At 58.0% G+C, this 23,248-nt stretch carries 25 protein-coding genes; 15 read left to right on the top strand and 10 right to left on the bottom strand.

Annotated features, from left to right (window positions below; genetic code table 11):
* Positions 1-5: 5 nt before the first annotated feature.
* The 5 genes from ACR0I7_RS09395 to ACR0I7_RS09375 form a co-directional block, all read right to left on the bottom strand.
* Positions 6-524, bottom strand: a complete 519-nt coding sequence (locus ACR0I7_RS09395) for a DUF3035 domain-containing protein (RefSeq protein WP_480510310.1) — start codon at positions 522-524, stop codon at positions 6-8.
* Positions 525-574: 50 nt separating this feature from the next.
* On the bottom strand, positions 575-1,069 hold the full coding sequence (gene lspA / locus ACR0I7_RS09390; protein ID WP_480510308.1) for a signal peptidase II: 495 nt from the start codon (positions 1,067-1,069) through the stop codon (positions 575-577).
* Entirely contained in the window at positions 1,069-2,658 is a 1,590-nt protein-coding gene (gene purH, locus ACR0I7_RS09385; protein WP_480510306.1) for a bifunctional phosphoribosylaminoimidazolecarboxamide formyltransferase/IMP cyclohydrolase, read from the bottom strand. The genes lspA and purH overlap by 1 nt, the downstream gene beginning before the upstream one ends.
* A gap of 22 nt (positions 2,659-2,680) precedes the next feature.
* On the bottom strand, positions 2,681-4,420 hold the full coding sequence (locus tag ACR0I7_RS09380) for a heparinase II/III family protein (RefSeq protein WP_480510304.1): 1,740 nt from the start codon (positions 4,418-4,420) through the stop codon (positions 2,681-2,683).
* A gap of 89 nt (positions 4,421-4,509) precedes the next feature.
* Positions 4,510-5,769 carry an RsmB/NOP family class I SAM-dependent RNA methyltransferase gene (locus tag ACR0I7_RS09375; protein WP_480510302.1) on the bottom strand — a complete coding sequence of 420 codons (1,260 nt, stop codon included), beginning with the start codon at positions 5,767-5,769 and terminating at the stop codon, positions 4,510-4,512.
* Between the two features lie 87 nt (positions 5,770-5,856).
* On the opposite strand from ACR0I7_RS09375, the gene ACR0I7_RS09370 reads away from it, so the two are divergent.
* On the top strand, positions 5,857-6,039 hold the full coding sequence (locus ACR0I7_RS09370) for a DUF1674 domain-containing protein (protein WP_480510300.1): 183 nt from the start codon (positions 5,857-5,859) through the stop codon (positions 6,037-6,039).
* A 91-nt stretch (positions 6,040-6,130) separates the two neighbouring features.
* On the top strand, positions 6,131-6,991 hold the full coding sequence (locus ACR0I7_RS09365; protein ID WP_480510299.1) for a hypothetical protein: 861 nt from the start codon (positions 6,131-6,133) through the stop codon (positions 6,989-6,991).
* 6 nt (positions 6,992-6,997) lie between these two features.
* On the opposite strand, the gene dapB is transcribed toward ACR0I7_RS09365, so the two are convergent.
* Positions 6,998-7,807 (bottom strand): 4-hydroxy-tetrahydrodipicolinate reductase, encoded by an 810-nt coding sequence (gene dapB / locus ACR0I7_RS09360; protein WP_480510297.1) that lies wholly within the window; start codon positions 7,805-7,807, stop codon positions 6,998-7,000.
* 92 nt (positions 7,808-7,899) lie between these two features.
* Between dapB and rbfA the strand changes: the two genes are divergently transcribed.
* From rbfA to truB, 3 genes are read left to right on the top strand one after another with little or no spacing between them, the layout of a single operon-like run.
* Positions 7,900-8,295, top strand: a complete 396-nt coding sequence (gene rbfA / locus ACR0I7_RS09355) for a 30S ribosome-binding factor RbfA (protein WP_480510295.1) — start codon at positions 7,900-7,902, stop codon at positions 8,293-8,295.
* Positions 8,292-9,035, top strand: coding sequence for a phosphodiester glycosidase family protein (locus tag ACR0I7_RS09350; protein WP_480510294.1), 744 nt, complete (start codon positions 8,292-8,294; stop codon positions 9,033-9,035). The genes rbfA and ACR0I7_RS09350 overlap by 4 nt, the downstream gene beginning before the upstream one ends.
* Before the next feature lie 54 nt (positions 9,036-9,089).
* On the top strand, positions 9,090-9,998 hold the full coding sequence (truB, locus tag ACR0I7_RS09345; protein ID WP_480510292.1) for a tRNA pseudouridine(55) synthase TruB: 909 nt from the start codon (positions 9,090-9,092) through the stop codon (positions 9,996-9,998).
* A gap of 8 nt (positions 9,999-10,006) precedes the next feature.
* Here truB and ACR0I7_RS09340 read toward each other — a convergent pair whose 3' ends face one another.
* Positions 10,007-11,455, bottom strand: a complete 1,449-nt coding sequence (locus tag ACR0I7_RS09340) for a pyridoxal phosphate-dependent decarboxylase family protein (protein WP_480510290.1) — start codon at positions 11,453-11,455, stop codon at positions 10,007-10,009.
* Positions 11,456-11,560: 105 nt separating this feature from the next.
* Between ACR0I7_RS09340 and ACR0I7_RS09335 the strand changes: the two genes are divergently transcribed.
* The 6 genes from ACR0I7_RS09335 (at position 11,561) to ACR0I7_RS09310 (ending at position 15,213) form a co-directional block, all read left to right on the top strand.
* A complete protein-coding gene (locus ACR0I7_RS09335; protein ID WP_480510288.1) occupies positions 11,561-12,064 on the top strand; it encodes a DUF1643 domain-containing protein in 504 nt (167 codons plus the stop codon).
* 94 nt (positions 12,065-12,158) lie between these two features.
* Positions 12,159-13,196: a calcium-binding protein gene (locus ACR0I7_RS09330; RefSeq protein ID WP_480510286.1), complete on the top strand. Its 1,038-nt coding sequence runs from the start codon at positions 12,159-12,161 to the stop codon at positions 13,194-13,196.
* Between the two features lie 142 nt (positions 13,197-13,338).
* The gene (rpsO, locus tag ACR0I7_RS09325) at positions 13,339-13,608 is read left to right on the top strand and encodes a 30S ribosomal protein S15 (protein ID WP_068336567.1); all 270 of its coding nucleotides are present in this window, start codon (positions 13,339-13,341) and stop codon (positions 13,606-13,608) included.
* A 336-nt stretch (positions 13,609-13,944) separates the two neighbouring features.
* Positions 13,945-14,508: a hypothetical protein gene (locus ACR0I7_RS09320; protein WP_480510285.1), complete on the top strand. Its 564-nt coding sequence runs from the start codon at positions 13,945-13,947 to the stop codon at positions 14,506-14,508.
* Between the two features lie 10 nt (positions 14,509-14,518).
* Complete coding sequence (locus tag ACR0I7_RS09315; RefSeq protein ID WP_480510283.1) at positions 14,519-14,746, top strand: hypothetical protein; 228 nt, start codon at positions 14,519-14,521, stop codon at positions 14,744-14,746.
* A gap of 20 nt (positions 14,747-14,766) precedes the next feature.
* Positions 14,767-15,213, top strand: coding sequence for a hypothetical protein (locus tag ACR0I7_RS09310; RefSeq protein WP_480510281.1), 447 nt, complete (start codon positions 14,767-14,769; stop codon positions 15,211-15,213).
* Between the two features lie 34 nt (positions 15,214-15,247).
* Here the strand turns inward: ACR0I7_RS09310 and ACR0I7_RS09305 are convergent, their stop codons facing one another.
* On the bottom strand, positions 15,248-15,742 hold the full coding sequence (locus ACR0I7_RS09305; RefSeq protein ID WP_480510279.1) for a GNAT family N-acetyltransferase: 495 nt from the start codon (positions 15,740-15,742) through the stop codon (positions 15,248-15,250).
* Positions 15,743-15,832: 90 nt separating this feature from the next.
* On the opposite strand from ACR0I7_RS09305, the gene ACR0I7_RS09300 reads away from it, so the two are divergent.
* Positions 15,833-16,072: a hypothetical protein gene (locus tag ACR0I7_RS09300; protein ID WP_480510277.1), complete on the top strand. Its 240-nt coding sequence runs from the start codon at positions 15,833-15,835 to the stop codon at positions 16,070-16,072.
* A 110-nt stretch (positions 16,073-16,182) separates the two neighbouring features.
* On the opposite strand, the gene ACR0I7_RS09295 is transcribed toward ACR0I7_RS09300, so the two are convergent.
* The gene (locus tag ACR0I7_RS09295) at positions 16,183-17,784 is read right to left on the bottom strand and encodes a BCCT family transporter (RefSeq protein ID WP_480510275.1); all 1,602 of its coding nucleotides are present in this window, start codon (positions 17,782-17,784) and stop codon (positions 16,183-16,185) included.
* A gap of 582 nt (positions 17,785-18,366) precedes the next feature.
* Here ACR0I7_RS09295 and ACR0I7_RS09290 point away from each other — a divergent pair.
* Entirely contained in the window at positions 18,367-18,765 is a 399-nt protein-coding gene (locus ACR0I7_RS09290) for an excalibur calcium-binding domain-containing protein (protein ID WP_480510273.1), read from the top strand.
* Positions 18,766-18,949: 184 nt separating this feature from the next.
* Positions 18,950-21,100, top strand: coding sequence for a polyribonucleotide nucleotidyltransferase (pnp, locus tag ACR0I7_RS09285; RefSeq protein ID WP_366553055.1), 2,151 nt, complete (start codon positions 18,950-18,952; stop codon positions 21,098-21,100).
* A gap of 308 nt (positions 21,101-21,408) precedes the next feature.
* On the opposite strand, the gene ACR0I7_RS09280 is transcribed toward pnp, so the two are convergent.
* A complete protein-coding gene (locus ACR0I7_RS09280) occupies positions 21,409-22,341 on the bottom strand; it encodes a nuclear transport factor 2 family protein (RefSeq protein WP_480510271.1) in 933 nt (310 codons plus the stop codon).
* Between the two features lie 251 nt (positions 22,342-22,592).
* Here ACR0I7_RS09280 and ACR0I7_RS09275 point away from each other — a divergent pair, with 251 nt between their 5' ends.
* Entirely contained in the window at positions 22,593-23,189 is a 597-nt protein-coding gene (locus tag ACR0I7_RS09275) for a TetR/AcrR family transcriptional regulator (protein WP_480510269.1), read from the top strand.
* Positions 23,190-23,248 lie beyond the last annotated feature (59 nt).

Genomic DNA, 23,248 nt, shown 5'->3' with positions numbered 1-23,248 from the left:
AAGAATTATTCATTCTCTGGAGGCGCCGAGGGCGTCTCGATCCCGGCGCGACGAGCAGCTTCAAGATTGTCATTCGGGTCCAGCGCCTGACGCTTATAAACCTCGGAATACCGATCAACCGGGAACAAACGCAGGCGAGTCCAGCGCGCCTGGCGCTTGCGGAAGGCCGCATCTTCTTCGTTGAGCACCTGCCGCGTATTGGCGGCCACACCATAACGGCTTGAGGCTGTGACCAGCGCTGCATCGCTCGACGGAATCTGCGTCCCCGGTGTCAGAGCCGCCGCATTGCCGCCCAACGCAACCACCGCATCCGCCTTTGGCGTGGGATCCGTCAGGTTGGCCCCACCGGGCGTGGGGGCCGGCAGGAACGCATAATCCTTAGGTTGCGTCAGAGGTTTGACGGGCAGAACCGAAAACTCATCCGGGCCCTGGCCCGGCGGTTGCAAATCCCGCAGGCCAACGTCGGAACATCCCGCAATCGTCAGGGCGAGCGTCAGGGCAACTATGGCACGCGGCATCCGCATTCTTGTCTCCAGCCTGTTTCAGGCGCTTTTATCGCATATCTCCTTGCAGGTCACGAGGGCTTTTTGCTGTCAAACAGCACAAGCCCGATAGCGCCTGCAAAAATGAACACATCCGCAAGATTGAACACAAATGGGTTGTTGATGCCGCAGCAGGACATGTTCAGGAAATCCAGAACATAGCCGTACAAAACCCGGTCCACCACATTGCCCAACGCGCCACCGATCAGCAAACCGCCGCACAACAGCATGAACCGGGTTGGTGCATTCCGTTTGAGCCAGACGAGCACGCCGAGACTGATCGCCAGTGAAATACCGATCAGCACCCAGCGCACCGCATCGGTATTGCCTTGTAACAACCGCACCAGCAGATCGTGAAACAGACCGAAATTGATGCCGCGATTCTCGCCGTATTTGAACACCAGCAGGGGCGGAAGAACGTCAATATTACCCTCGGCCACGCGCATGACATGCACGACCAGATATTTGCTGATCTGATCGATCGCAAAGGCAACCAGCGCCGCCCAGAAAAGCAGACGATACCGCATCAGTGACGGAAATGCCGCATGCCAGTAAAGACCATGGCAAGACCGGCCTCATCCGCAGCTGCAATCACTTCATCATCGCGCATCGACCCGCCGGGTTGAATGACGCAGGTCGCACCTGCCTCGGCAGCCTCCATCAGACCGTCAGGAAAGGGGAAGAACGCGTCCGATGCGACAGCTGATCCAATGGTCAGCGGCTGCGGCAGGCCCAGTACGTCGGCCATACGCTCGGCCTTTTTGGCGGCGATCAGGGCCGAATCCACGCGGCTCATCTGCCCGGCACCGACGCCTACGGTCGCGCCGTCTTTGACATAGACGATGGCGTTGGATTTGACGTGCTTGGCAACCTTCCAGGCAAACAGAAGATCGCGCATCTGCTCGTCTGTCGGGGCCTTTTTGGTGACAACCTTCAGGTCGTCCATCCCGACAAAGCCGTTATCCTTGTCCTGCACCAGCAGGCCACCGGCCACCTGACGGACGGTTTTGCCACCCGTGGTCACGTCTGGCAGCCCTTCGGTGGTCAGCAGGCGCAGGTTTTTCTTGGCGGCAAAGATCGCCTTGGCCTCGTCCGAGGCTCCGGGTGCGATCACGACCTCGGTGAAGATCCCGGTGATCTCTTGCGCGGTCTCCGCATCCAACGACTGGTTCAGCGCAACAATGCCCCCAAAGGCCGAAGTGCGGTCGCAATCGAAAGCCGACTTATACGCCTCCAGCAGGGTCGCGCCCGTGGCCACGCCACAGGGGTTGGCGTGTTTTATGATCGCACAGGCCGCGCCCTGCGCCGGATCAAGCTCGGCCACCAGTTCAAACGCGGCATCCGTGTCGTTGATGTTGTTATAGCTGAGTTCCTTGCCCTGATGCTGCACAGCCGTCGCCACGCCCGGACGGTTCGTGCCATCCGTATAGAATGCCGCCTGCTGATGGCTGTTTTCTCCATAGCGTAGGGTCTGTTTGAGCTCACCGGCAAAGGCGCAGCGGCGCGGGGCCTCGGCGGCCAACGCATCGGCCATCCAGTTCGAGACCGCACTGTCATAGGCCGCCGTCCGGGCATAGGCCGTCTGCGCCAGTTTCTGGCGGAACGCATAGGTGGTCTGGCCGTCATGCGCCGCCAGTTCGGCCAGCAACGCATCGTAATCCTGAACATCCACCACCACGTTGACGAAAACATGGTTTTTCGAGGCCGCGCGGATCATTGCAGGGCCACCGATGTCGATATTCTCGATACAGTCGTCATAGGCCGCGCCTTTGGCCACGGTTGCCTCAAACGGATAGAGGTTCACCACCAGCAGGTCGATCGCGCCGATGCCGTGTTCGGTCATCGCAGCCACATGGGTGTCATTGTCACGCAGCGCCAACAGCGCGCCATGCACCATCGGGTGCAGGGTTTTGACGCGGCCATCCATCATTTCGGGGAATCCAGTGACCTCACTCACGTCCCGCACCTCAAGCCCCGCATCACGCAGCGTCTTGGCCGAACCGCCGGTCGACAGCAGCTCAACCCCGCGCTCGGCCAGCGCCTTGCCCAGTTCGATCAGTCCGGTCTTGTCGGAAACGGAAAGCAACGCGCGGCGCACGGGGTGAAGATCGGTCATGGGTCCAAAGGTCCTTTTGGCGTCAGTCGAATTGTGGCTCGTCCCGGTGCAGGTCGCGCACGGCATAGGCTGTATCCTGTGCCTTGCTCAGCGTCCACCGGATGTGCGTCGCATACTCCATTGCGCGCCCGGATAGAACGATCTGTTTTGTCGCGCGCGGCTTCAGACGCCCTTTTTCAAGATAAACACTTGGTTCAACAGACAATTTTCCCATCCCATCGTGGCGGAACACCCAGATCTCGCCACTTTTGAGCGCCATGGACACCGCCGCCCCGCCCAAATCGAGCGCCGCGTCGACATCGGGATGCAGATGAAACCGGATATCGAAGGGGATACCCGACAACCCCGACGCATCCATGGCCTGATCAAATTGCCGCTTGGCCTTGTCGGTCGTGGTCAGCAGAATATCCTCGCCCGTCAGTTCGCGCCCATCAAAGCGCAGCTCGAAGGTGCGCGCTTGGGTCAGACCGAACACCGCAAGATACCCGTCATGCCCGACCATAAACCGCGCGGCTTCGGTCGCGTCTTCGAATTTGTGCGGCACGTCACGAGGCGCGTCGACCAGCGCCTCTTGTATATCGTCATGCACCGGTTCGCTCAGGCGGGCGCTGGAATAGCCATTTAGGCACAGTGTTGAATGTGAAGGTGTCGCGCGTCCGGCCCGGCGCCAATCAGGACCGAAACTGTTGCCCGACCCGCAATTGACGATCAGCGGACGCCGCCCCGATGTCAGCTCGAATGCCAGCGTCGAGGCATGGGCGTTGTACGAGGCCGCCCCTGTCGGCGGTGGGCTTGCATCTACGATCACGCTGGTCCGTGCCGCCGACAGTCTTGCATAGCCCATGAACAGCCCGCTTGCGGGTTGGGGTTTCACGCCGCTTTGCGACAACGCCTGATCCAGGCGCCCTTCAACCCCGCGTCCCCCACCGTGGAACCGGGCCAGCCCGCCATCGGCATGACGCAGCCTGCGCAATGTGGGCGCAATGCGCTTAATCGCGTTCACCTGTGCAGCCGGCGTGCCCCGACCGACCTCATGCAACGCAGCAGAAGTCCAGGTCAGCAGCGTAAAGACCTCTAACAACTCCTCGGGGTTGCGGGTGGGGATGCCGCCTTGCGCGTCAATCTGCCGTTCACATTCCCGCGCCAGCGCACGCAGGGCAGGGTCCGAAAGGGACTCGAGCCCTTCAAGCGCAAGCCCGGCCTGTATCAAGCCGGCCAGCGCCTCGAAACGCGGCAGGCCGGGTGTTGCCGCGCGCCAGCGTTTCGACAAAAACCAAGTTTGCTGCGCGAGTGAGCGAAAGAACAGCTTGCTCTGTGCCTCATCGACACCGCGCAACAAGAACAACGCGTGATTGATCCAGCGGATCACCCGACGGCCGGTCAGATCAGGCACCCAGCCGGGGCCGTGACTTTGCCCATGCGTTTCGATCCAGCCCCAAACCCACCGCTGCGCCTTTTCGCGCGCACGCGCATCACCAACAGCGGCCAGATCATCCAGCCAGGCAAATCCATGCCGTTCCTCGTCAAAGGCCGCACTGGGCGAGGCGACGTCCCACAGATCGGTATCCTGCGCCTCAACCAGATAGCCGGCAAACAGCAAGTTCCCCGCAACCAGCTGTCGCCCACGCGCATACGCGCCCACGGTTCGCGGTTCGGGCTGACCCACGAATCCCTTTACCGTCTTCCGTCGCTGGCTAAGCCGCGCGTAAAGACGGTTCTGAAACCGCATCCATCGGCTGGCCATGGTGTTCGATTTCGACATGACGCTCGTTACTTCTGCCTCTAACGCTCTGCTGGCGCCTGAACCAACGATACCGAGCGTTGAAGGTCAAGTCATCGAAAAGCGACAGTTCAGGCTGATTTGCGCAGGCAGGCGATATAAAACCCGTCCATTCCGCCACGATCAGGCCAGTAATCCGGTCGCAGACGCAGGCCGCCTTCCTCGCTGATCCAGTCATTTTCGATCCCCGGGGCGTTCAGAGCCTGTTGGTCGATCTGCATATCGGGAAATTGCGCCAACGCCTCTTCGACCTGTACTTCGCCTTCGTCCGGCAGCAGGGAACAGGTGCAATAGACCAAACGCCCGCCGGGTTTCAGCAAGGTCCAGGCATGTGCCAGCATCTGGGCCTGCAGCTCGATCAGGCCCCCGAATTCCGATCCGTCCTTGGCAAATGGCAGATCAGGGTGGCGGCGGATGGTACCGGTTGCCGAACAGGGCGCATCCAGAAGGATCGCGTCATACTGGCCCTGATGCGCCAACGCATCACCTGCAACAATCTGCGCCCGCAACCCGGTGCGTTGCAGATTCTCCTGCACCCGTGCAAGCCGGGCCTCTGAGATGTCCAGAGCCGTGACATCCGCACCCGCAGCTGCCATTTGCAGCGTTTTGCCACCTGGCGCCGCGCACAAATCCAGAATCGTCTCATCCGGCTGCGGCGCAAGAATCCGAACCGGCAAAGCGGCCGCCGCATCCTGAACCCACCAGTCCCCCGCCTTGAACCCCGGCAGGGCCGAAACCTGACCTGCATCCTGCAAACGCATCGATCCCGTCGGCAAAAGCGCGCCACCCGGCGCCTGTGCATCCGGTTTCACGGTCACATCCAGAGGAGCGCCTGCAAAATGCGCCTGCTCCATGCCTTTGACAGCCTCCTGCCCCCAGGCGGCAATCAACGGATCGCGCAGCCATTCCGGCAAGCGTGGCACGCGCATTTTCGGCCATGCATCAGGGCCTTCGGCAGCGATCTTGCGCAGGACCGCATTGACCAGCCCCTTTAGCCGCCCGTGTTTGCGCGACCGACCAATGATTTCGACCATCGCGTTCACGACGCCATGGGCGGCCTCTCCGTGGCACAGCTCGACCGTGCCAAGGCGCAGGGCATTGTGAACGGTCAGCGCGGGGGTGCGTTTCAGGTGTCCGTCCAGCAATCGGTCAGCCCGTTCCAACCCGCGCAGCGTTTCGATGGTCAGCCGCTGTGCCCGCGCGCGGTCTTCAGGTGTTAGCCGATCCAGCGCGCCTGCGGTCAGGCATTCGGACAACAGCCGCCCCTCGCCCAATATCTGATCCAGCAGATATACTGCGCTGCGCCGTGCTGCCGTTGCATTATTGGACATATACCTGCCTTATCTGACCTGCGCCCGCATTGCCTTGGGCGGACGGGGGCGTATATCAAGGCCCTGCACGGAAAGGAACCCGATGTCATGAGTGACGACCGAACAGACCTACCGCCTGCCGCACAACGCGCCCTTGCCGAAGCGGAAGAGCGCCGCCGCAAGGCCGAAGCTGATGCCAAAGCGCAGCCCAAAGAGCTGGGTGGTCGCGACGGCCCCGACCCCGCCCGTTACGGAGATTGGGAGAAAAAGGGAATCGCCATCGATTTCTGACCCGGCAGAGCCGTCTTCATTTCCCTTCACTGCAAGCCGAATTCTCTGTCATACTGAGGCTGTCGCCAACAAAGAGCAGCGGAGGTGTGCCATGACACTGAACCGGCGGAGACTCGTCAAACTGGGCAGCGCAGCGACGCTTGGGGCAATGCTGCCTCAGGTCGCAAGCGGTGCAGGCGAACCGGACAATGACTATGAAACCGCGCTGAACGACACATTGCATCAGGTCGATCAGACCTTTGCGCAGCTGGGTTTTTCTCAGTCCCCGGCCCTGCCCATCGTCACCGGCGATGTGGCCTATAACGGAGGGCTGCGACATGATTTCGACCAATCTGCGCTGCCCGTTGGCAGCTATGTCGTCCAACCTCTGGCCCGCGTGGCGGATGTCGGCGAAAAGTCGCGTCACGACATCCTGCCCATTTTTCATGAGATCGGCTGCCACCCGTCCGATGCCTCTGATGGTCTGTCTACAACTCGGCTGATGCTGCGCCTGCTGGTTCAGGATTTGGGCCTTGAACCCGCGCGCATCGCCTTTGTCAGCGTGCCACAGGCCCAAGACATGCGCTCGGTTCTGGACGAAATGGGCCTGCCCTTTGCGCAGAAAGTCCTGCTCCGGGATGAGGCCGAGGCGCTGGCCGCGCGCGATGCCTCGGGCTTTTTCTTTCCCGATCCGTTTGGCGACGACTTTCTGGTGACTATGGGTGTGTATTACCGGGTCGGCGCATCCGACGCGCCAGCACCCGCCAGCTATCCCCCGACTTCCGACTGGACAGAGATCGGTGAGATCATCATTGGCGGTGATGCGGCGCCCTTGGGGATTTCACTTGGGCTGGAACGATTGACCTATGCGGCAAGCGGGCTGTTCCCGACCTGGGACCAACGCTTGCCCGCACTGTTTGCGCAGGTTGAACAGGAGGGTGCGGAACCCTCTGGTCTGGCCGCGTTCCGATAGGGGCGCCTACAGCCCTAGCACATCCACCATATCGTACTGACCGGGAGCCTTACCCTGCCCCCACAGCGCCGCCTTCAGAGCGCCGCGGGCAAAGATGGCACGGTCCGTGGCCAGATGGCGCAGGACGATGCGTTCTCCGGGCGCGGCAAACAGGACGTCATGTTCGCCCACGATGTCGCCGCCGCGAATGGCGTGAAAACCGATATTGCCCCGCTGACGCGCGCCGGTGATGCCGTCGCGGCCTCGGTCGGCCACATCTGACAACTTGACGCCGCGCCCTTCGGCGGCGGCCTCGCCCAGCATCAGCGCAGTGCCCGAGGGCGCATCGACCTTGTGGTGGTGATGGCCTTCGATGACCTCGATATCGAAATCCTCGTCCAACGCAGCGGCGACCTTTTTGGTCAGTTGCACCAGCAGGTTCACACCCAGGCTCATGTTACCGGCGCGCACGATGACCGCATGGCGCGCGGCCGGTTCCAGCGCTGCGATCTGGTCCTCGCTCATGCCGGTCGTGCCGATCACGTGCACGCAACGCGCCTGCGCAGCCAGCGCCGCAAATTCCAGAGTAGCCTCAGGTGCAGTGAAATCGATCACCGCCTGCGCCTGCGCAAACGCCTCGAGCGGGTCATCGGTGACCTGAACGCCCAGCGCCTGTCCACCTATGGCTTCGCCCACATCCTGACCGATCCAGTCATGCCCTGTGCGCTCGACCACGCCGACCAGACGCGCTTGGTCGCTCTCAGACACGGTCTTGAGCAGCATCTGCCCCATACGGCCCGAAGCCCCTGTGATGACGATCCCCGGAATATGGGTCATTGCGCTGGTCCTTTTCGCTAAGTCGGCTCAAAGCCTCCTACCCGGTTCGCGCCCGCTTGGCAAAGCCCCGCTTTGCGCTTAGATCGGGGTTTATGGCAAAGAACAAATTCCATGATGGCCCCGGCCCGTCCCAACGACAGCTGCGCGTCGGCGAACTGATCCGTCGCACCCTGTCCGAGGTTCTGGCGCGCGGAGATGTCCACGACCCCGACCTGAACCGCATGTCGATCACCGTGGGTGAGGTGCGCACCTCACCCGATCTGAAAATAGCCACCGCCTATGTGCTGCCTTTGGGCGGCAAAGGTCAGGAGGATGTGATCGAGCTGCTGGCCCGCAACAAAGGCGAGCTGCGGCGCGTGATCGGCAAAAAGCTCAACCTGAAATTCTCACCCGATCTGCGGTTCCGTCTGGATGACACGTTTGACCGTCTGGACGACACCCGCCGCATGTTCAGTCAGGACGCGGTGCGCCGCGATCTGGACGAGTGATCCGCGTATTTGCCACGCTGGGCGCGGTTCTGTGGGCCGCGCAGGCCGCTGCGGTCACCTGTGAAAAGATCACGCATGCTGAGAATCGCTATACCATTTGCGAAGTGGAGGCAGACACAGAAGACCTGCGCCTGTTCCTGAAGGGTGATGACGGCGACGTGCTGGGCCACTTTTCCACCGTGAACGAGGCACTGGCCCCCGATGGCGAACGTCTGGCTTTTGCCATGAATGCCGGCATGTATCACGACGACCGCTCACCCGTTGGGCATTATGTCGAAGACGGTCACGAACAGATGCGCGTGATCCCAAACGCCGGACCGGGCAATTTCGGGCTGCTGCCCAATGGCGTGTTCTGCATTCGCGACGGGCGCGCCGACGTGTTCGAAACGCTGGCCTTTGTCGATCAGGCGCCCGAATGCCGGTTCGCCACGCAATCCGGCCCGATGCTGGTCATCGACGGAGAGTTGCACCCCCGGTTCCTGATCGACTCGACCTCGCGGTATATCCGCAACGGGGTGGGGACAAGCGCGGACGGCACGCGCGCGGTCTTTGCCATCTCAGAGGATTCTGTCACTTTTCATGAATTCGGCAGCCTGTTTCGGGACGTTTTGCAAACCCCCAATGCGCTGTTTTTCGACGGCAATATCTCTCGCATGTATGAACGCGCGAGCAATCGGTCGGATTTGGGGTTTTCTCTGGGGCCGATTGTTGGCGTGGTCGAACAGACACCTGCAAATTGACAGCACCCAAACGATCCGCTAGGTCGCGCGCCTTAGCAAGATTCTAGGTGAAATATGGGACGCAAACGCAAGGGCCGCGACATTTCCGGTTGGCTGGTGGTGGATAAGCCTGCGGGCATGACCTCGACCGCTGTGGTCAACAAGGTGCGTTGGGCGATGGACGCGAAAAAGGCGGGCCATGCGGGCACGTTGGACCCCGAGGCCACCGGCGTTCTGGCGGTGGCTCTGGGCGAAGCGACCAAGACTGTTCCCTATATCACCGACGCGCTCAAAGCCTATACCTTTACCTTGCGTCTGGGTCAGGCAACCAACACCGACGATGCCGAAGGCGAAGTGATTGCGACCAGCGATGCGCGCCCGTCGGATGACGAGATCAAACAGGCGCTTGGCCCGTTTCTGGGCGAGATCATGCAGGTCCCGCCCAAATTCTCGGCCGTGAAGATCGACGGGCAACGCGCCTATAAGCTGGCCCGCGACGGCGAAGAGGTGGAACTGTCCGCCCGCCCTCTGTGGGTTGAGGAGCTGGTTCTGGCCGACCGCCCCGACCAGGATCACGTCGTGCTTGAAATGACATGTGGCAAGGGCGGCTATGTCCGCTCGATTGCGCGCGATCTGGGGGCCGCGCTGGGCTGTCACGGCCACGTCAAGGAACTGCGCCGCATCTGGTCCGGTCCGTTTGAGGCCCAAGATGGCCTGTCCATCGAACAGATCGACGAGATGGCCAAAACCACCGCGCTGGACGACTATCTGCAACCGCTGGAAATCGGTCTGTCGGACCTGCCTGAGCTGAAATGCACCCCCGAAGGCGCCACCCGTTTGCGCAACGGCAATCCGGGCATGGTGCTGGCCTCGAACGTGGACTATGGCGACGAGGCCTGGGCCTCACTCGACGGTCAGGCGGTTGCCGTCGGCATCTACAAATCCGGCGAATTGCACCCAAGCCGCGTCTTTGTCACGCCGTAATGTGCCCCTCAGGCTGCCTGTAGCTTGCGCCCCAGCCTGATTATCTCAGCGACCAGCAAATCCAGATCTTCGGACTGGGTCCGGTGATTGTTGATGGCAACGCGCAGACAATGCGCACCGTTGACTGTGGTATCGGACAGAATGGCGGTGCCTTCCTCCTGCAGATGCAGCATGATCTCGACATTTAGCTCGCGCAGTGTATCCGGATCGAGCCCGCCCGGATTGTAACGGAAGCAGACAATGTTGATGTTGGTCGGAAACAGCAGCTCAAGACTGTCCTGCCCTTCGATCAGCGCGGTCAAATAGCGCGCCTTTTCGATATCCTGATCAATCAGCCGTCCAAATTTCTGCACACCCTGTTCGCGCAATGACATCCAGACCTTAAGCGCCCGAAACCCGCGTGAGGTCTGCAACCCGTAGTCATGCAGAAACGCCGCCCCGGCAACGCCGCGCGTCTGCGGCTTCAGGTATTCCGGCGTCAGGGTGAATGCACCATGATGCGCGTCGTGATCCCGGACTAGCGCACAACCCACCTCAAACGGGGCATGCAGCCATTTATGCGGATCAAGCGCCACGGAATCTGCACGTTCAATCCCCGCCACGCGCCAGCGGTTGTCCGGCGCTATTGCAAGCAACGCCCCGATGCAGCCATCGACATGGAACCAGAGCCCCTCGCGTTCACAGAAATCAGCAATCGCATTCAGATCATCGATGGCCCCGGTATTCACGGTTCCCGCGGTTGCGATCACACAAGCTGGGTTCAGGCCCTCGGCACGATCCGCGGCCACCATCTGACGCAGTTGGTCGATATCCATGATCAGGTCGGCATGGGTGGGAACACGGCGCAACGCCGTATCGCCCAGACCAATCGTCTCAAGCGATTTTTGATGGCAGCTGTGTATCTGGTCGGACCCGTAATAGCGCATCGGTCGCTCCATCGCGGCAACGCCGAGCTTGCGCATGTCGATCCCCGACTTCACGTTGCGCGCCACGGTCAACCCGATCATGTTCGCCACGCTGCCGCCACTGACCAATGTGCCGCTGGCCCCTTGCGGCAGGCCGATCATCTCGCGCAGCCAGTCGACCACCTGACAGTCGATCAAAGCCGCCGCATGATTGCCGCCCCCCAGATTAGATCCCTGCACGGCTGCCAGAAAGTCGGCCATTGCGCCGGTGAAATTGCTTGCGCCCATATACCAGGCCCAGAACCGGGGATGAATGTTGCCCATCGGGTATTCCATGACCCGCGCGCCCACATCCTGCAGCAGCGCATCCAAGGGCATCCCCTGCTGCGGTGCGGGCGTTTCGAAACCGTCGCGTATATGCTGGGGCATATCCTGCCAGATCGGCCGGTCCCGTACGTCCCGTGTATGATCCAGCGCCATATCCAGCATTTCATGCGCCAGCCTGCGCGTCTTCTCCCAATCGGCCGGGTCCAAAGTCTCGTACTGCATCATTCCGCCCCCTTTAAATACAGCGATCAAATGCGGGCAGCATAACACAGCCGGGCGCATCACGCGCGACCTCTTGTAAAACGCGGCGAAATTCGCCACACCCGGCGGATGATCACCCGCTCTCATACAAAGGGCGACGCGCCCTCGACCGCTGTTTATTCCGACTGCGAAAGCTATCGCTATAGCTTGACCCGCATCTGGGAGCCGGCGGGACGCAAAGCATTGTTCGTGATGCTGAATCCATCGACGGCAACCGAGGTCCAGAACGATCCCACCGTTGAACGCTGCGAACGCCGCGCGCGCGCACTTGGGTTTGGGGCGTTTCAGGTGACCAACATCTTTGCCTGGCGCGATACCGATCCACGCAAGATGCGCGCGGCGGCCGATCCGGTTGGGCCGGAAAACGATGCTGCCATTCTGGACGGCGTCGCATGGGCGGATCAGGTCATCGCCGCCTGGGGCACCCATGGCGCACATCTGGATCGCGGACCATCGGTTGAAACCCTGTTACGGGGCACCGGTGAACCCTTGTTCCATCTGGGGCTTACAAAAGACGGGCATCCGAAACATCCGCTCTACATTTCTTATACTCAACAGCCCGAAGTCTGGTGACAGAGGGTTAACCACAAACCCAATCAGGTTTTGACCAACCCTTTGCGAATATGGGATATTTCACACTCGGAGCAGTGTGTTCAGGGAGGTTCCCATGTTTCTGGTCGGATTGCTGAGCCTGGCAGCCATAGGCGGCGCAGCCTATGCAGTGAGCGATGTGTTTACCATCGAAGACGATCCGGAAGACGACGATGCGATCAGTGATCAGCCCGAAGATCTGCCCACTGGCAACCTGCTGGATGACGATGAAAACATCGACGAGCCAAAGACCTATGACGTCGAAGAACCGGACACCGATGCCCCCTCAACAGGGACTATTCTTTCCGACGAGAACGGCAATCTGGTGATCGCTGGGACTGAGAATCCTGACAGTCTGACAGGGCAGGACGGGGACGATCAGATCAACGGGTATGAGGGGTCTGACGCCATATCCGGAGGGGACGGAGACGACAGTCTGCACGGGGGTGAGGGGTCTGATAGCCTTACGGGCGGAGAGGGCGATGACCTCTTGCATGGCGAGGACGGAGACGATCTGTTGGCGGGGGATCAGGGCGATGATGCACTCTATGGCCATGCAGGCGATGACCAGTTGGAAGGCGGAGAGGGTGACGACGCGCTCTATGGCGGTCAGGATGATGATGAGCTGTTCGGGGACGAGGGTGACGACGCGCTGCATGGCGGGTTTGGCGATGACCTTCTGCATGGCGGTGAGGGAGAGGATTTGCTGTTCGGCGGCGACGGAGATGACGTGCTGAACGGGGCCGATGGTGAGGGCGCGCCCTCGGTCGATTTCCTGAATGGCGGGGGCGGCGATGATACGATTCTGGCCCAAAGCAGGGATATCGTGACGGGCGGGAGCGGGTCTGATGATATTGTCGTGGATATCGAGGAGGGTGACGACGAAGTCACCGTCATGGATTTTGAGGCAGGACATGATAAGCTATTGATCTCATGGGAAGGTCAGGATGATCCAGAGGTCGAGATAGAGCCTGACACCGAAAACCAGAACCTGACCCGTGTCTTGATCGATGGGCAGGAAGTGGCCCATCTGTTTGGCGCTGACGGCATTACATCCGACGACATTCAGTTGATCTCGGGTTCTGATATGGCTCAGCTGGGGCAGATGGGCTGAACCCGCAGAATCCCTTTGCCATTCAGTCAAAATGCGCCTATACGCGCCCATCCGCATCGGAATCGGTGTGGTTTTCTCCATGGGCCTGTGCTGGACGACATCCCGGCCTGCGCCATCAACTCTAACCTTAAAGGAGACCCCGATGTCGATCACTGCCGCTGAAAAAGCACGCGTTATGAAAGAGTTCGCAACCAAGGACGGCGACACCGGTTCGCCTGAAGTCCAGGTTGCCATCCTGACCTCGCGCATCAACACCCTGACCGAGCACTTCAAGACCCACAAGAAAGACAACCACGGTCGTCGTGGTCTGCTGAAGATGGTTGCTCAGCGCCGCAAGCTGCTGGACTATCTGAAGGGCAAAGAAGAGGCCCGTTACCAGGACCTGATCAAAAAGCTGGGCATCCGCCGCTAAACGTATTTCTTACGTTTTGTACAGGGTTTGGACCCCGGTTTGTATGATTTGTACATCTCAAACGCTCGTCATTTTGGCGGGCGTTTTTCTTTTTAGAATCACTAAGTCGCCATTCGCTACACACGTGAAGTCGATAGCGTGAGCTAAATGCGCCTATGACTTCTCGGTCAGTCAACAACATCCAGAAGTTCCATATACTCACATTCAAGGACGCCAAAGGCTCCCTTGTGTTGTCTACACTTTGCCTTTCTACAATCTACTAATAGTTTTCTACGGAAACAAGCAGAAAGTGTAGAAAACTTGAAAACCGTAGAAAACCCAGACACAAAACCCTTTGTGATCATTGGATTCGGAACCGTTGGCCAAGAGGCCATGCTCCGCACGGCGGGGGCAGAGAGGGTGCTGCAGTACCCCCGCGACCTAATTGCGTTGATGAATATGGCTGGAATGGCTCTGCGCCCCGAGGACACTCTTCTGATGATGCAGCCGTCGCTACTGAAGGCTGCGGAGTACAAAGAGCTTTACGACGCTTGCGACGGCAAGCTGCTGTTTCAGGTGGTTGGGCATGATCCATTCCCGCTCAATTCAAAGCAGCACTTTGGCGAGTTCCGAAAGATCAAGGCACGCGGGGTAGAGACCGAGGCCGTCCAGTTGACCGGAAGGCCGCGCACAGTCGCCACCTATACCGAAGAACAGGCGGACGCGATCATTCGTCTGTGGCACGAAAAGCCTAAGCGCAAGCCCTCTGAGATTGTCGAGTTAGCCAAGAAAATTCTGGGCTTGCCCGACGATCACGAAATGAAGACGTCATGGGTACGTGATCTAGTGATAAAGTACGTTGGGACGGGTCAGCGCGATAAGCCTGACCACTGGTCCGGTATCTCAGATGTAGTTGACTAGGAGATTTGCAATGGAAATTTGGGTGATAGATGTCTTTGCGGATGGTAATGAAGAGGTGCTTGTGAAGAGGGTCGCGATTAAATCTAGGACGTTTGATGAGGCTATCCAAAAAGTCACAGAGGTCATGGGAGATGAGGGTGTGCTAGCTGTTCCCAAGATTGCAGGACAAGGGATCGATGCATTGCCAGAAAACGTCGTTCTCTACGGTGACAACTGGAAGTCTGTAGACGACAAATAGGAAGTTGAGGAATTTCACTCTTGGGAAACACCACTTACCCCGGCAGTAATGCTGGCTCGGATGAAATTATGGACTTGGCCGAAGCCTACTACGATGCGGCCAAGGTTTTGTTTGATAATGCACGCAAGAGTGGACCTGTTTCTTATGCGCCAGCGCGATTGTGCTCTATTCACGCCATAGAATTGTATTTGAATGCCTTTCTTCGGTTTGAAGGTAGCTCCCCTGAGCAAGTGCGGGGCCGCCTTCATAATCTCGCTGATGAAACATTCACCACCAAGCTCAAGCTGAGGAAAAAAACAGCCGTTCATCTGACTGCTATGACAGAAAAACGAGAGTATCTGATTTCTCGTTACGCGCCGGAACTCACGTCGCAGCACACAGAGCTGAACAGACTGACCGCGACTTTGGAAGAGGTCAGAAACAAATTGGCGACATATCTTGAGCTGCGACACAGGCCAAAACAGTAGATAACAATAGGGAGCGGATGGCGGCTATGCGGACTTAGCCGACCTTGCTGCTGTCCAGAACTTTTTCAAATCTAGATACCTCCAATGGAAACGTTCCGTTCGAGGTGTCGAGATCCACAATCCGAGGACCCGTGTTTTTCCACCCGGACTTTTCATAGAACCGGCCGGCTCGGTCGTTTCCCATTGCGCAAGCAAGCCAAGCTGTCCTGTGTCCAGCTAGGCAGATACGCTCTTCAGCGTCTGCTATCAGTGCCTGCGCTACGCCAGCTCCCCGCGCTAGCCTCGATACATACATCTGATAAAGTTCGTTTTCTTTAACCATGCAAAACCCAAGCACTTCGGCGCCGTCACTCGCTATCCGTGTGTTCGCAAGGTTTGCTACGGTGCGATCAAAAAAGCTGCTGTATGTGCGCAGCTCTCGCAGGCTGGCCGGTACGATATTGGCGTGAGCTTCGTGCCATCCGGCTTCCCAAATCGCACAAATCAGTTTGGCCTGTGCTCTATTCGGAGTATCCAGAGTGAATTCCATACTAAGGAGCTATATTCGCGCGCGCGGTTTGGCAACCAGTGCTAAGGGCTCACTGCCGATATTCGAAGTTCACAATAAGGAGCGATGGCCATGAAAAAGATTCCAGCTGTACTCAATAGGTGGCCAATTTTTTACTTGTTGCTCATATGCTTGCTGATCATTGCCATGCAGTTTGGCTTTATGGTGACTTGGCGTTTTGGACTCGATCTTTTTGCAGATGATAAGGAGCTGTTTGGGAACATCTTTAGTTGGGTGTGGTTGGCTTGGGCTGTAACTGTCGTAATCTTACTTGTGCAATTTATGAAGGATAGGTTCGACGGTCGAAAATAGGCGAAAAATGTCGAAGCTTAACCAATTGCATCAATGAACTCATGGCTATCTATCGCCAAAAAACAAACGCCCGCCAGATGGCGGGCGTTTTGATCTCAGGAAACCAGAGCTTACATCTTGGCCTTCTCCGATTTCAGCGCCAGCCACAGGCAGTAGCACATCATCAGAACCACCAAGGTAAAGGGGATGCCGGTAGAGACCGCTGCGCCTTGCAGGGCTGCAAGGCCGCCTCCGAGCAGGAGGGCGATGGCCACCAGACCTTCGAGCGTGCACCAGAATACGCGCTGCACCACGGGGGCGTCCATTTTGCCGCCTGCGGTGATCGTGTCGATCACCAGCGAGCCCGAGTCAGATGAGGTGACAAAGAACACCACGATCAGGATGAGGGCTATCGGTGCGATGAGGCCATAGAGCGGAAGCTCTTTCAGGAAGCCAAACAGCGCGCCTTCGGGGGCGTAGCTGGCGATCACGGTGGCGTGGACACCTTCGGCCCCACCCTCGTTCAGCATGTCGATGGCGGCGCCGCCAAAGGTCGACATCCACAGGGCGCAGACCGCCGTGGGGGCCAGCAGCGCGCAGATCACGAACTCGCGCACGGTGCGGCCCTTGGAGATGCGGGCGATGAACATGCCGACAAAGGGCGACCATGCGATCCACCACGCCCAGTAGAAGGTTGTCCAACCGTGGAAGTAGCTGGTGTCCTCACGTCCGAACGGGTTGGAAAGCGCTGGTAGCATGGTCACATAGTCGACCATGACGTTGAAATAGCGCGAGATTGCGGTGCCAACACCGGTGACGACGATCACAAAGATGAACAGGCCCACGGCCATGATCATGTTGATCTCGCTCAGCCGTTTGACGCCCGCATCCATGCCCATCAGGACCGAGCCCAGCGCGATCAGCGTGATGCCGATGATCAGGAGGACAACAACGGTCGAACTGGGTTCGATGCCAAAGACCTCGTTCAACCCGGCGGCCACCTGCTGCGCCCCCAGACCCAGCGAAGTGGTCAGGCCGAAGAGCGTGGCAAACACGGCCAGCGTGTCGATGATATGGCCCCACCAGCCCCAGACACGTTCGCCGAGAATCGGATAAAAGGCCGAACGCAGGGTCAGCGGCAGCCCGAGATTATAGCTAAAGATCGCAAGCGCCAGACCCACGGCCGCGTAGACCGCCCAACCTTCGAGGCCCCAATGGTGGATGGTGCCCACCACGCCGATATATTCATTGCCCGGCACTGCGATATCAATGCCCAGCGGGCGGGCCGCGCCTTCTTCGGCGAAGTTGTAATAGACCGGCTCCATCACGCCGAAAAACAGCAGACCGATACCAATGCCGGCGGCGAACATCATCGCGATCCATCCGGCATAGGAATAGTCAGGTTTGGCGTCTTTGCCACCGATCCTCACCTTGCCCACTGGCAGGATGATGAGGGCTAGGCAAAACAGGGTGATGGCATCGACCGACAGAACCAGGAACCAGTCAAAGGTACTGGTCAGCCAGGGCCGGAGCCAGCCAAAGAACGTGGCCGCTGCCTCTTGATTGGCCAATGCGATCAGCACGAACGCAAAGATCAGGATACTTGAGATCAGGAACACCGGATTGTGAATGTCCAGACCAAAGGGTCTGACATTGTCCTGTCCGAGTTCATATTCCGTTTCAAAGTCATAGATCCGTGGATCCGGATCCAGCATTTTTTTGGTCTGAGCCATTCGACTGCCCCTCTGTCCGCTAGGTGCAAACGCCAAGGTATTCGGTCGGCTGACGGCTATGAGTGACTTACCCCCTTGGCGCGTTTCCGTCGTCTCGACCGCGGGTTCAGTGGTAACAGCTTACATCGCAATCACTTTTTCGCAAAACGCATTCTTTTGCAGTCATGTCGGGCGTTTGAACCGCGCCATTGCGATGCTCGGCCAGCGGCAACATCTGTCAAAACAACAGACAAACTATCTGACACGCACCTGCTCTGGGAGGGTTGAGATTGTAAAAAGGCTCGAAAAAGTATCACGCTGCGCCAGCACGTCTCATTCAACGGAGCTCTCAGGTGGTTCATAATCCTATTCTGAATTCGGACCAGCTGTTTCAACCATTCGATCCTGAACAACGTGTTCTTGTACTTTATCAAATTGAGCCATTCGATGCGTAACTTAGTCTGTTTTGCGACGATCTTGTTAACGGCCTGCTCTGCTGACCTTATGTCACCTCAAGCGCTGTCGTCCAAAGTCGCCCAGGCATCGACATCAGAATTATGCGCTGCCTATTTCCAGCCACGAACTACTAACCGCGGCAAGCTAATGATCGAAGCAGAGCTGGCTGGTCGCGGAATGAACCAATGCGTTTTGGGTAATTATGGTCAGCTCAGCCTGTCGACCCTGGGACAACACGTATACGAACGGCCCGCTGCCGCCGGGTTGGCGGCGGGTGCGGACAACTACGATTGCAATGACTTTCCAAATGGTGCAGCGGCGCAGAAGTTCTTTCTGGCCTCGGGCGGGCCAGCCTCAGATACTCATAATCTCGATCGGGATGGCGATGGTCTGGCATGCGAGTGGAGTGTGCAGATACGAAAGATTTCGACCTATCGTCGGCCCATGCCTACCATCAGGCGGTCTTATCCCAGATGCTATACAGGTCCGCGCGGCGGAACCTATACGATCACAGCAAGCGGTAACAAAAATTACGGCGGTTGTTAGTCTGCACGCTGCCCGCCTTATCCCTTTCCTTCTATGACATTCTCATGTATGCGCGCGGTATCTGAGACGTTGTGCCCTGACCCCGGCACTCAGACGGAAGATAAAGTGGGGTCGGCGGCAATGGGGCCGCCATGCAAAACGGGAGACCCGGAGGGCCGGGAGTGCTCCCTTCTAGGATACGCATATGTTTGATGTAACGAAGAAATCAATGCAGTGGGGCGAAGAGACGCTCACACTGGAAACCGGCAAGGTTGCCCGTCAGGCTGACGGCAGCGTGATTGCCACGCTGGGTGAGACCAGCGTCATGGCAAACGTGACCTTTGCACGGGCGCAAAAACCAGGTCAGGACTTTTTCCCGCTGACCGTTCATTACCAAGAGAAATACTATGCCGCCGGTAAGGTTCCGGGTGGCTTCTTCAAGCGCGAGGCGCGCCCGACTGAGAAAGAGACGCTGACTGCGCGTCTGATCGACCGTCCGATCCGCCCGCTGTTCGTTGACGGTTTCAAAAACGAAGTGCTGGTGATGTGCACCGTGCTGTCCCACGATCTGGTCAACGACCCCGATATCGTGGCGATGATCGCCGCCTCTGCTGCGCTGACCATTTCCGGCGCGCCGTTCCGCGGCCCGATCGCCGGTGCCCGCGTTGGGTTTGAGGATGGTGAATACGTTCTGAACCCGACCGTCGATGACATGCAGGACCTGCGCCTGAACCCTGAACAGCGTCTGGACCTGGTTGTTGCGGGCACCAAAGACGCCGTGATGATGGTTGAATCGGAAGCCTACGAACTGTCCGAAGCGGAAATGCTGGGCGCGGTGAACTTTGCGCATGAGCAGATCCAGCCGGTTATCGACCTGATCATCTCGCTGGCTGAAGAAGCCGCGAAAGAGCCGTTCGACTTCCAGGCGCCGGATTATTCCGAGCTGTCCGCAGCCGTTAAGGCCGCCGGTGAAGAGCAGATGCGCGCCGCGTTCGCGATCACCGACAAGCAAGAGCGCACCGCCGCTGTTGCCGCTGCCCGTGAAGCGATCAAAGAAGCACTGACCGAAGAACAGCTGGAAGACGGCAACCTCGGTTCCGCGATGAAAAAGCTGGAAGCCGGCATTCTGCGCGGCGACGTTGTCAAAGGCGGCAAGCGGATCGACGGTCGGTCGACCACCGATATCCGCTCGATCGTTGCAGAAACCTCGATGCTGCCGCGGACCCACGGTTCTGCCCTGTTCACCCGTGGTGAAACACAGGCGCTGGCCGTGACCACGCTGGGCACCGGTGACGATGAGCAATTCATCGACGCGCTGCACGGCAACTTCAAATCGAACTTCCTGCTACACTACAACTTCCCCCCCTATTCGGTTGGTGAAGTTGGCCGCGTCGGAGGCCCCGGCCGTCGTGAGATCGGCCACGGCAAGCTGGCATGGCGCGCCCTGCAGGCGGTTCTGCCTGCGGCGACCGACTTCCCCTACACGATCCGCATCGTGTCGGAGATCACTGAATCCAACGGCTCGTCCTCGATGGCGTCGGTCTGCGGCGGTTCGCTGTCGATGATGGATGCGGGCGTTCCGCTGAAAGCACCGGTTGCCGGTGTGGCCATGGGTCTGATCCTGGAAGATGACGGCGATTATGCCATCCTGTCGGACATTCTGGGTGACGAAGACCACCTGGGCGACATGGACTTCAAAGTGGCTGGTACCGAAAACGGCATCACCTCGCTGCAGATGGACATCAAGGTTGCAGGCATCACGCCTGAGATCATGGAGAAAGCTCTGGCGCAAGCCAAGGACGGCCGGATGCACATTCTGGGTGAGATGGGCAAAGCCCTGTCCGAGACCAACGAATTCTCGGTCCACGCCCCGCGCATCGAGACCATGAACATCCCGACCGACAAGATCCGCGAAGTGATCGGCTCTGGCGGCAAGGTCATCCGCGAGATCGTTGAGGTTTCGGGTGCCAAGGTCGACATCAATGACGACGGCGTCATCAAGATCGCCTCGCCCGATGGTGAATCGATCAAGAAGGCGTATGAGATGATCCACTCGATCGTCGCCGAGCCGGAAGAGGGTCAGGTCTACACCGGTAAAGTGGTCAAGATCGTCGACTTCGGTGCCTTTGTGAACTTCTTTGGCAAGCGCGACGGTCTGGTCCACGTGTCCCAGATCGAAAACCGCCGCCTGAACCATCCGTCGGATGTTCTGAAGGAAGGTCAGGAAGTAAAGGTCAAGCTGTTGGGCTTTGACGACCGCGGCAAGGTCCGCCTGTCGATGAAAGTGGTCGATCAGGAAACCGGCGAAGAGATCGTTCCCGAGAAGAAAGAGAAGAAAGAGGAAAGCGCAGAGTAATCTGTTCCTTTTTCACGTGACCAAGGCCCCGGTGGAAACATCGGGGCCTTTTTTGTTGTCGAATTTTGGGCGCAGCGAATGTTGGCACAAAGCCCATAGTTCCGGATGCTGCATTAAGCACGAAGGTCGGCTTACGTCTCCCTAAACTTGCGGCGGTCGGCCTTTTGAAGAATGCAGACTAAACACTGCTCGTGCACGTGGGTACGACTTCCGTTTGGTGTCGGAGATGATCTGAATTGGTCTTATTGCGTCAGCAACTTGATCAGGCGTGTTCTCTACCTTTCTGTCGAACTGCTAGCACTACGGATCTAAGGTTTTGGGGCAAACGGCTCCAAGACCTGAACATCCATGGATTTGATTTTCGCAAAGCGATGGGTGGGATCGTCTACGACAACCCAAGTATGCCGTGTCTTTGCTTTCAATTCTTGATCATCCGGCAGAATTCCGGCCCAGCTGAACACCAAAGTAACCTCATAAGTGCCGTCAATTGTTTGTGTCTGGCTGAATTCTAGAATCTTGTGAGTGCTGGCTTTTACCGACGAGGCCGGCCCTGCGAGCCAGGCTCTGAATGCATCAAAATCTGCGATCGGTCCGCTCGAAAAGTTCAGAACGAACTCTTCGGCAAGGATTTCGCGAGCGGGTTCGGGATCACGTGACGGATCTTCGATCAGGGCCAGCCAATAGTAAACCAAGGATAGCATCCGGTTGTTTCCATATGCGGATACGAATTGGTCTGTGGTTCCATCGCTATTCGGGCTGATCTCGATTGACGTGAACTTAGGCAACACCGAGTCATCCGGGCGGAGGGTCGTTGTGTAAGTTAAGTCCGCTAGTCTGACGCCAACATCCGGCAAGGCACCTTTGTTGAGGTAAGTGATGTTTGCGCTCAGTGATATTGAGCCGTCAGACTCCACGTCAATTGAAACGTCTTTGACGCTATGTGCATTCTGCCACTCTTTCGGGATTCTTTGAACGCGCTCAATGTATTGATTGTGCCCCTTTGCCTCACCCAAAGACGACTTTAACGCGACATCAACATCGAGGATGTCGAGTTGATTTTCGATGCCATAGCGAGGTTCTTCGTACAGGAGAAACCAACGATGATATTGGGCAAGTGCAGCGTTCTTCTGGTAGCCTTCATAGACGTCCTGGGTTGTTATCTCCTCCGCGGAAGTAGGCAGGCTGAGCATGCATGCAGTTGCGAAGACGGCAAAGAGTTTTAGCGGATTGTGGTCTGGCATTGCGTCCTCCTGGCCCGCGTCAATTTATGAGTAACTACTCACTATTGAGTGTGGCAGCCTCGGTCAAGAAGATGAACGGGTTCAAAAATGGATTGTATCTGGCGCGAGTCAAACTTGCTCAAAACTGACATGCGAAAATCAGGCTAGACACAGTTGAAGCTGAATGCATAACCAATTGGGGTAAACTGGCTGGTTCGTAGTATGAGCCACCAAGGTGCTATAGACATACTGCTGACGACGGAGAAGTTGCTTTGGCACGGCAGACCACCGGGGACAAACCCGGAGACATTCGAAGAGCCACAATTGCCGAGGTCGCTCATGTTGGTTCCACCGCTGTATCGGTGAACAAGATCGCCAAAAGGGCAGGGCTAAGTGTTGGTACACTTTACCGGCTTCATCGAAGCAAAGAGGAATTGTTGTTCGATACCTACCTGGATGCAAAGCGGCGTATCCATCATACTATGATGACAGCTGCAAGCGAGTTCTCTAGCCCCAGTGATCGACTAAAGGCGATGTGGTTTGCTCTTGTGGACTACGGCTTTGACGCTCCAAAGGATTTCCAGCTTGTCGAGATCATGAGCGCGGAATCCAACGCATTAATTGAATCGAATGCTCAATTGAAAGTTTTCTCTCAGGAGGTGCTGAGAGAAATCCAGCTTGGGATTGACCAAGGTGTTTTGGTTCCAGCAGAGGCAACCACCATTGAAACAGTTCTTGCTTCACCTGCGATAACCCTTGTTCGACGCGCAGGTTTGAGCGGAAGGCGCGTCGATCAAGGCGAAGTAGAACGCATCTTCGCCTTGATTTGGCGAGGCTTATCGCAAACAAAGCCCGAAGAGGCTAGCTGACAGAAAAAGCTCCTGAGTGGACTGGGACCAAGAGAGTGCAAGAACTTAATTACACCCCA

Source organism: Ruegeria sp. AM1 (genome assembly GCF_056540745.1).
The sequence above is the reverse complement of the archived record's forward strand: the minus strand, read 5'-3'. Positions and strand labels throughout refer to the sequence as shown.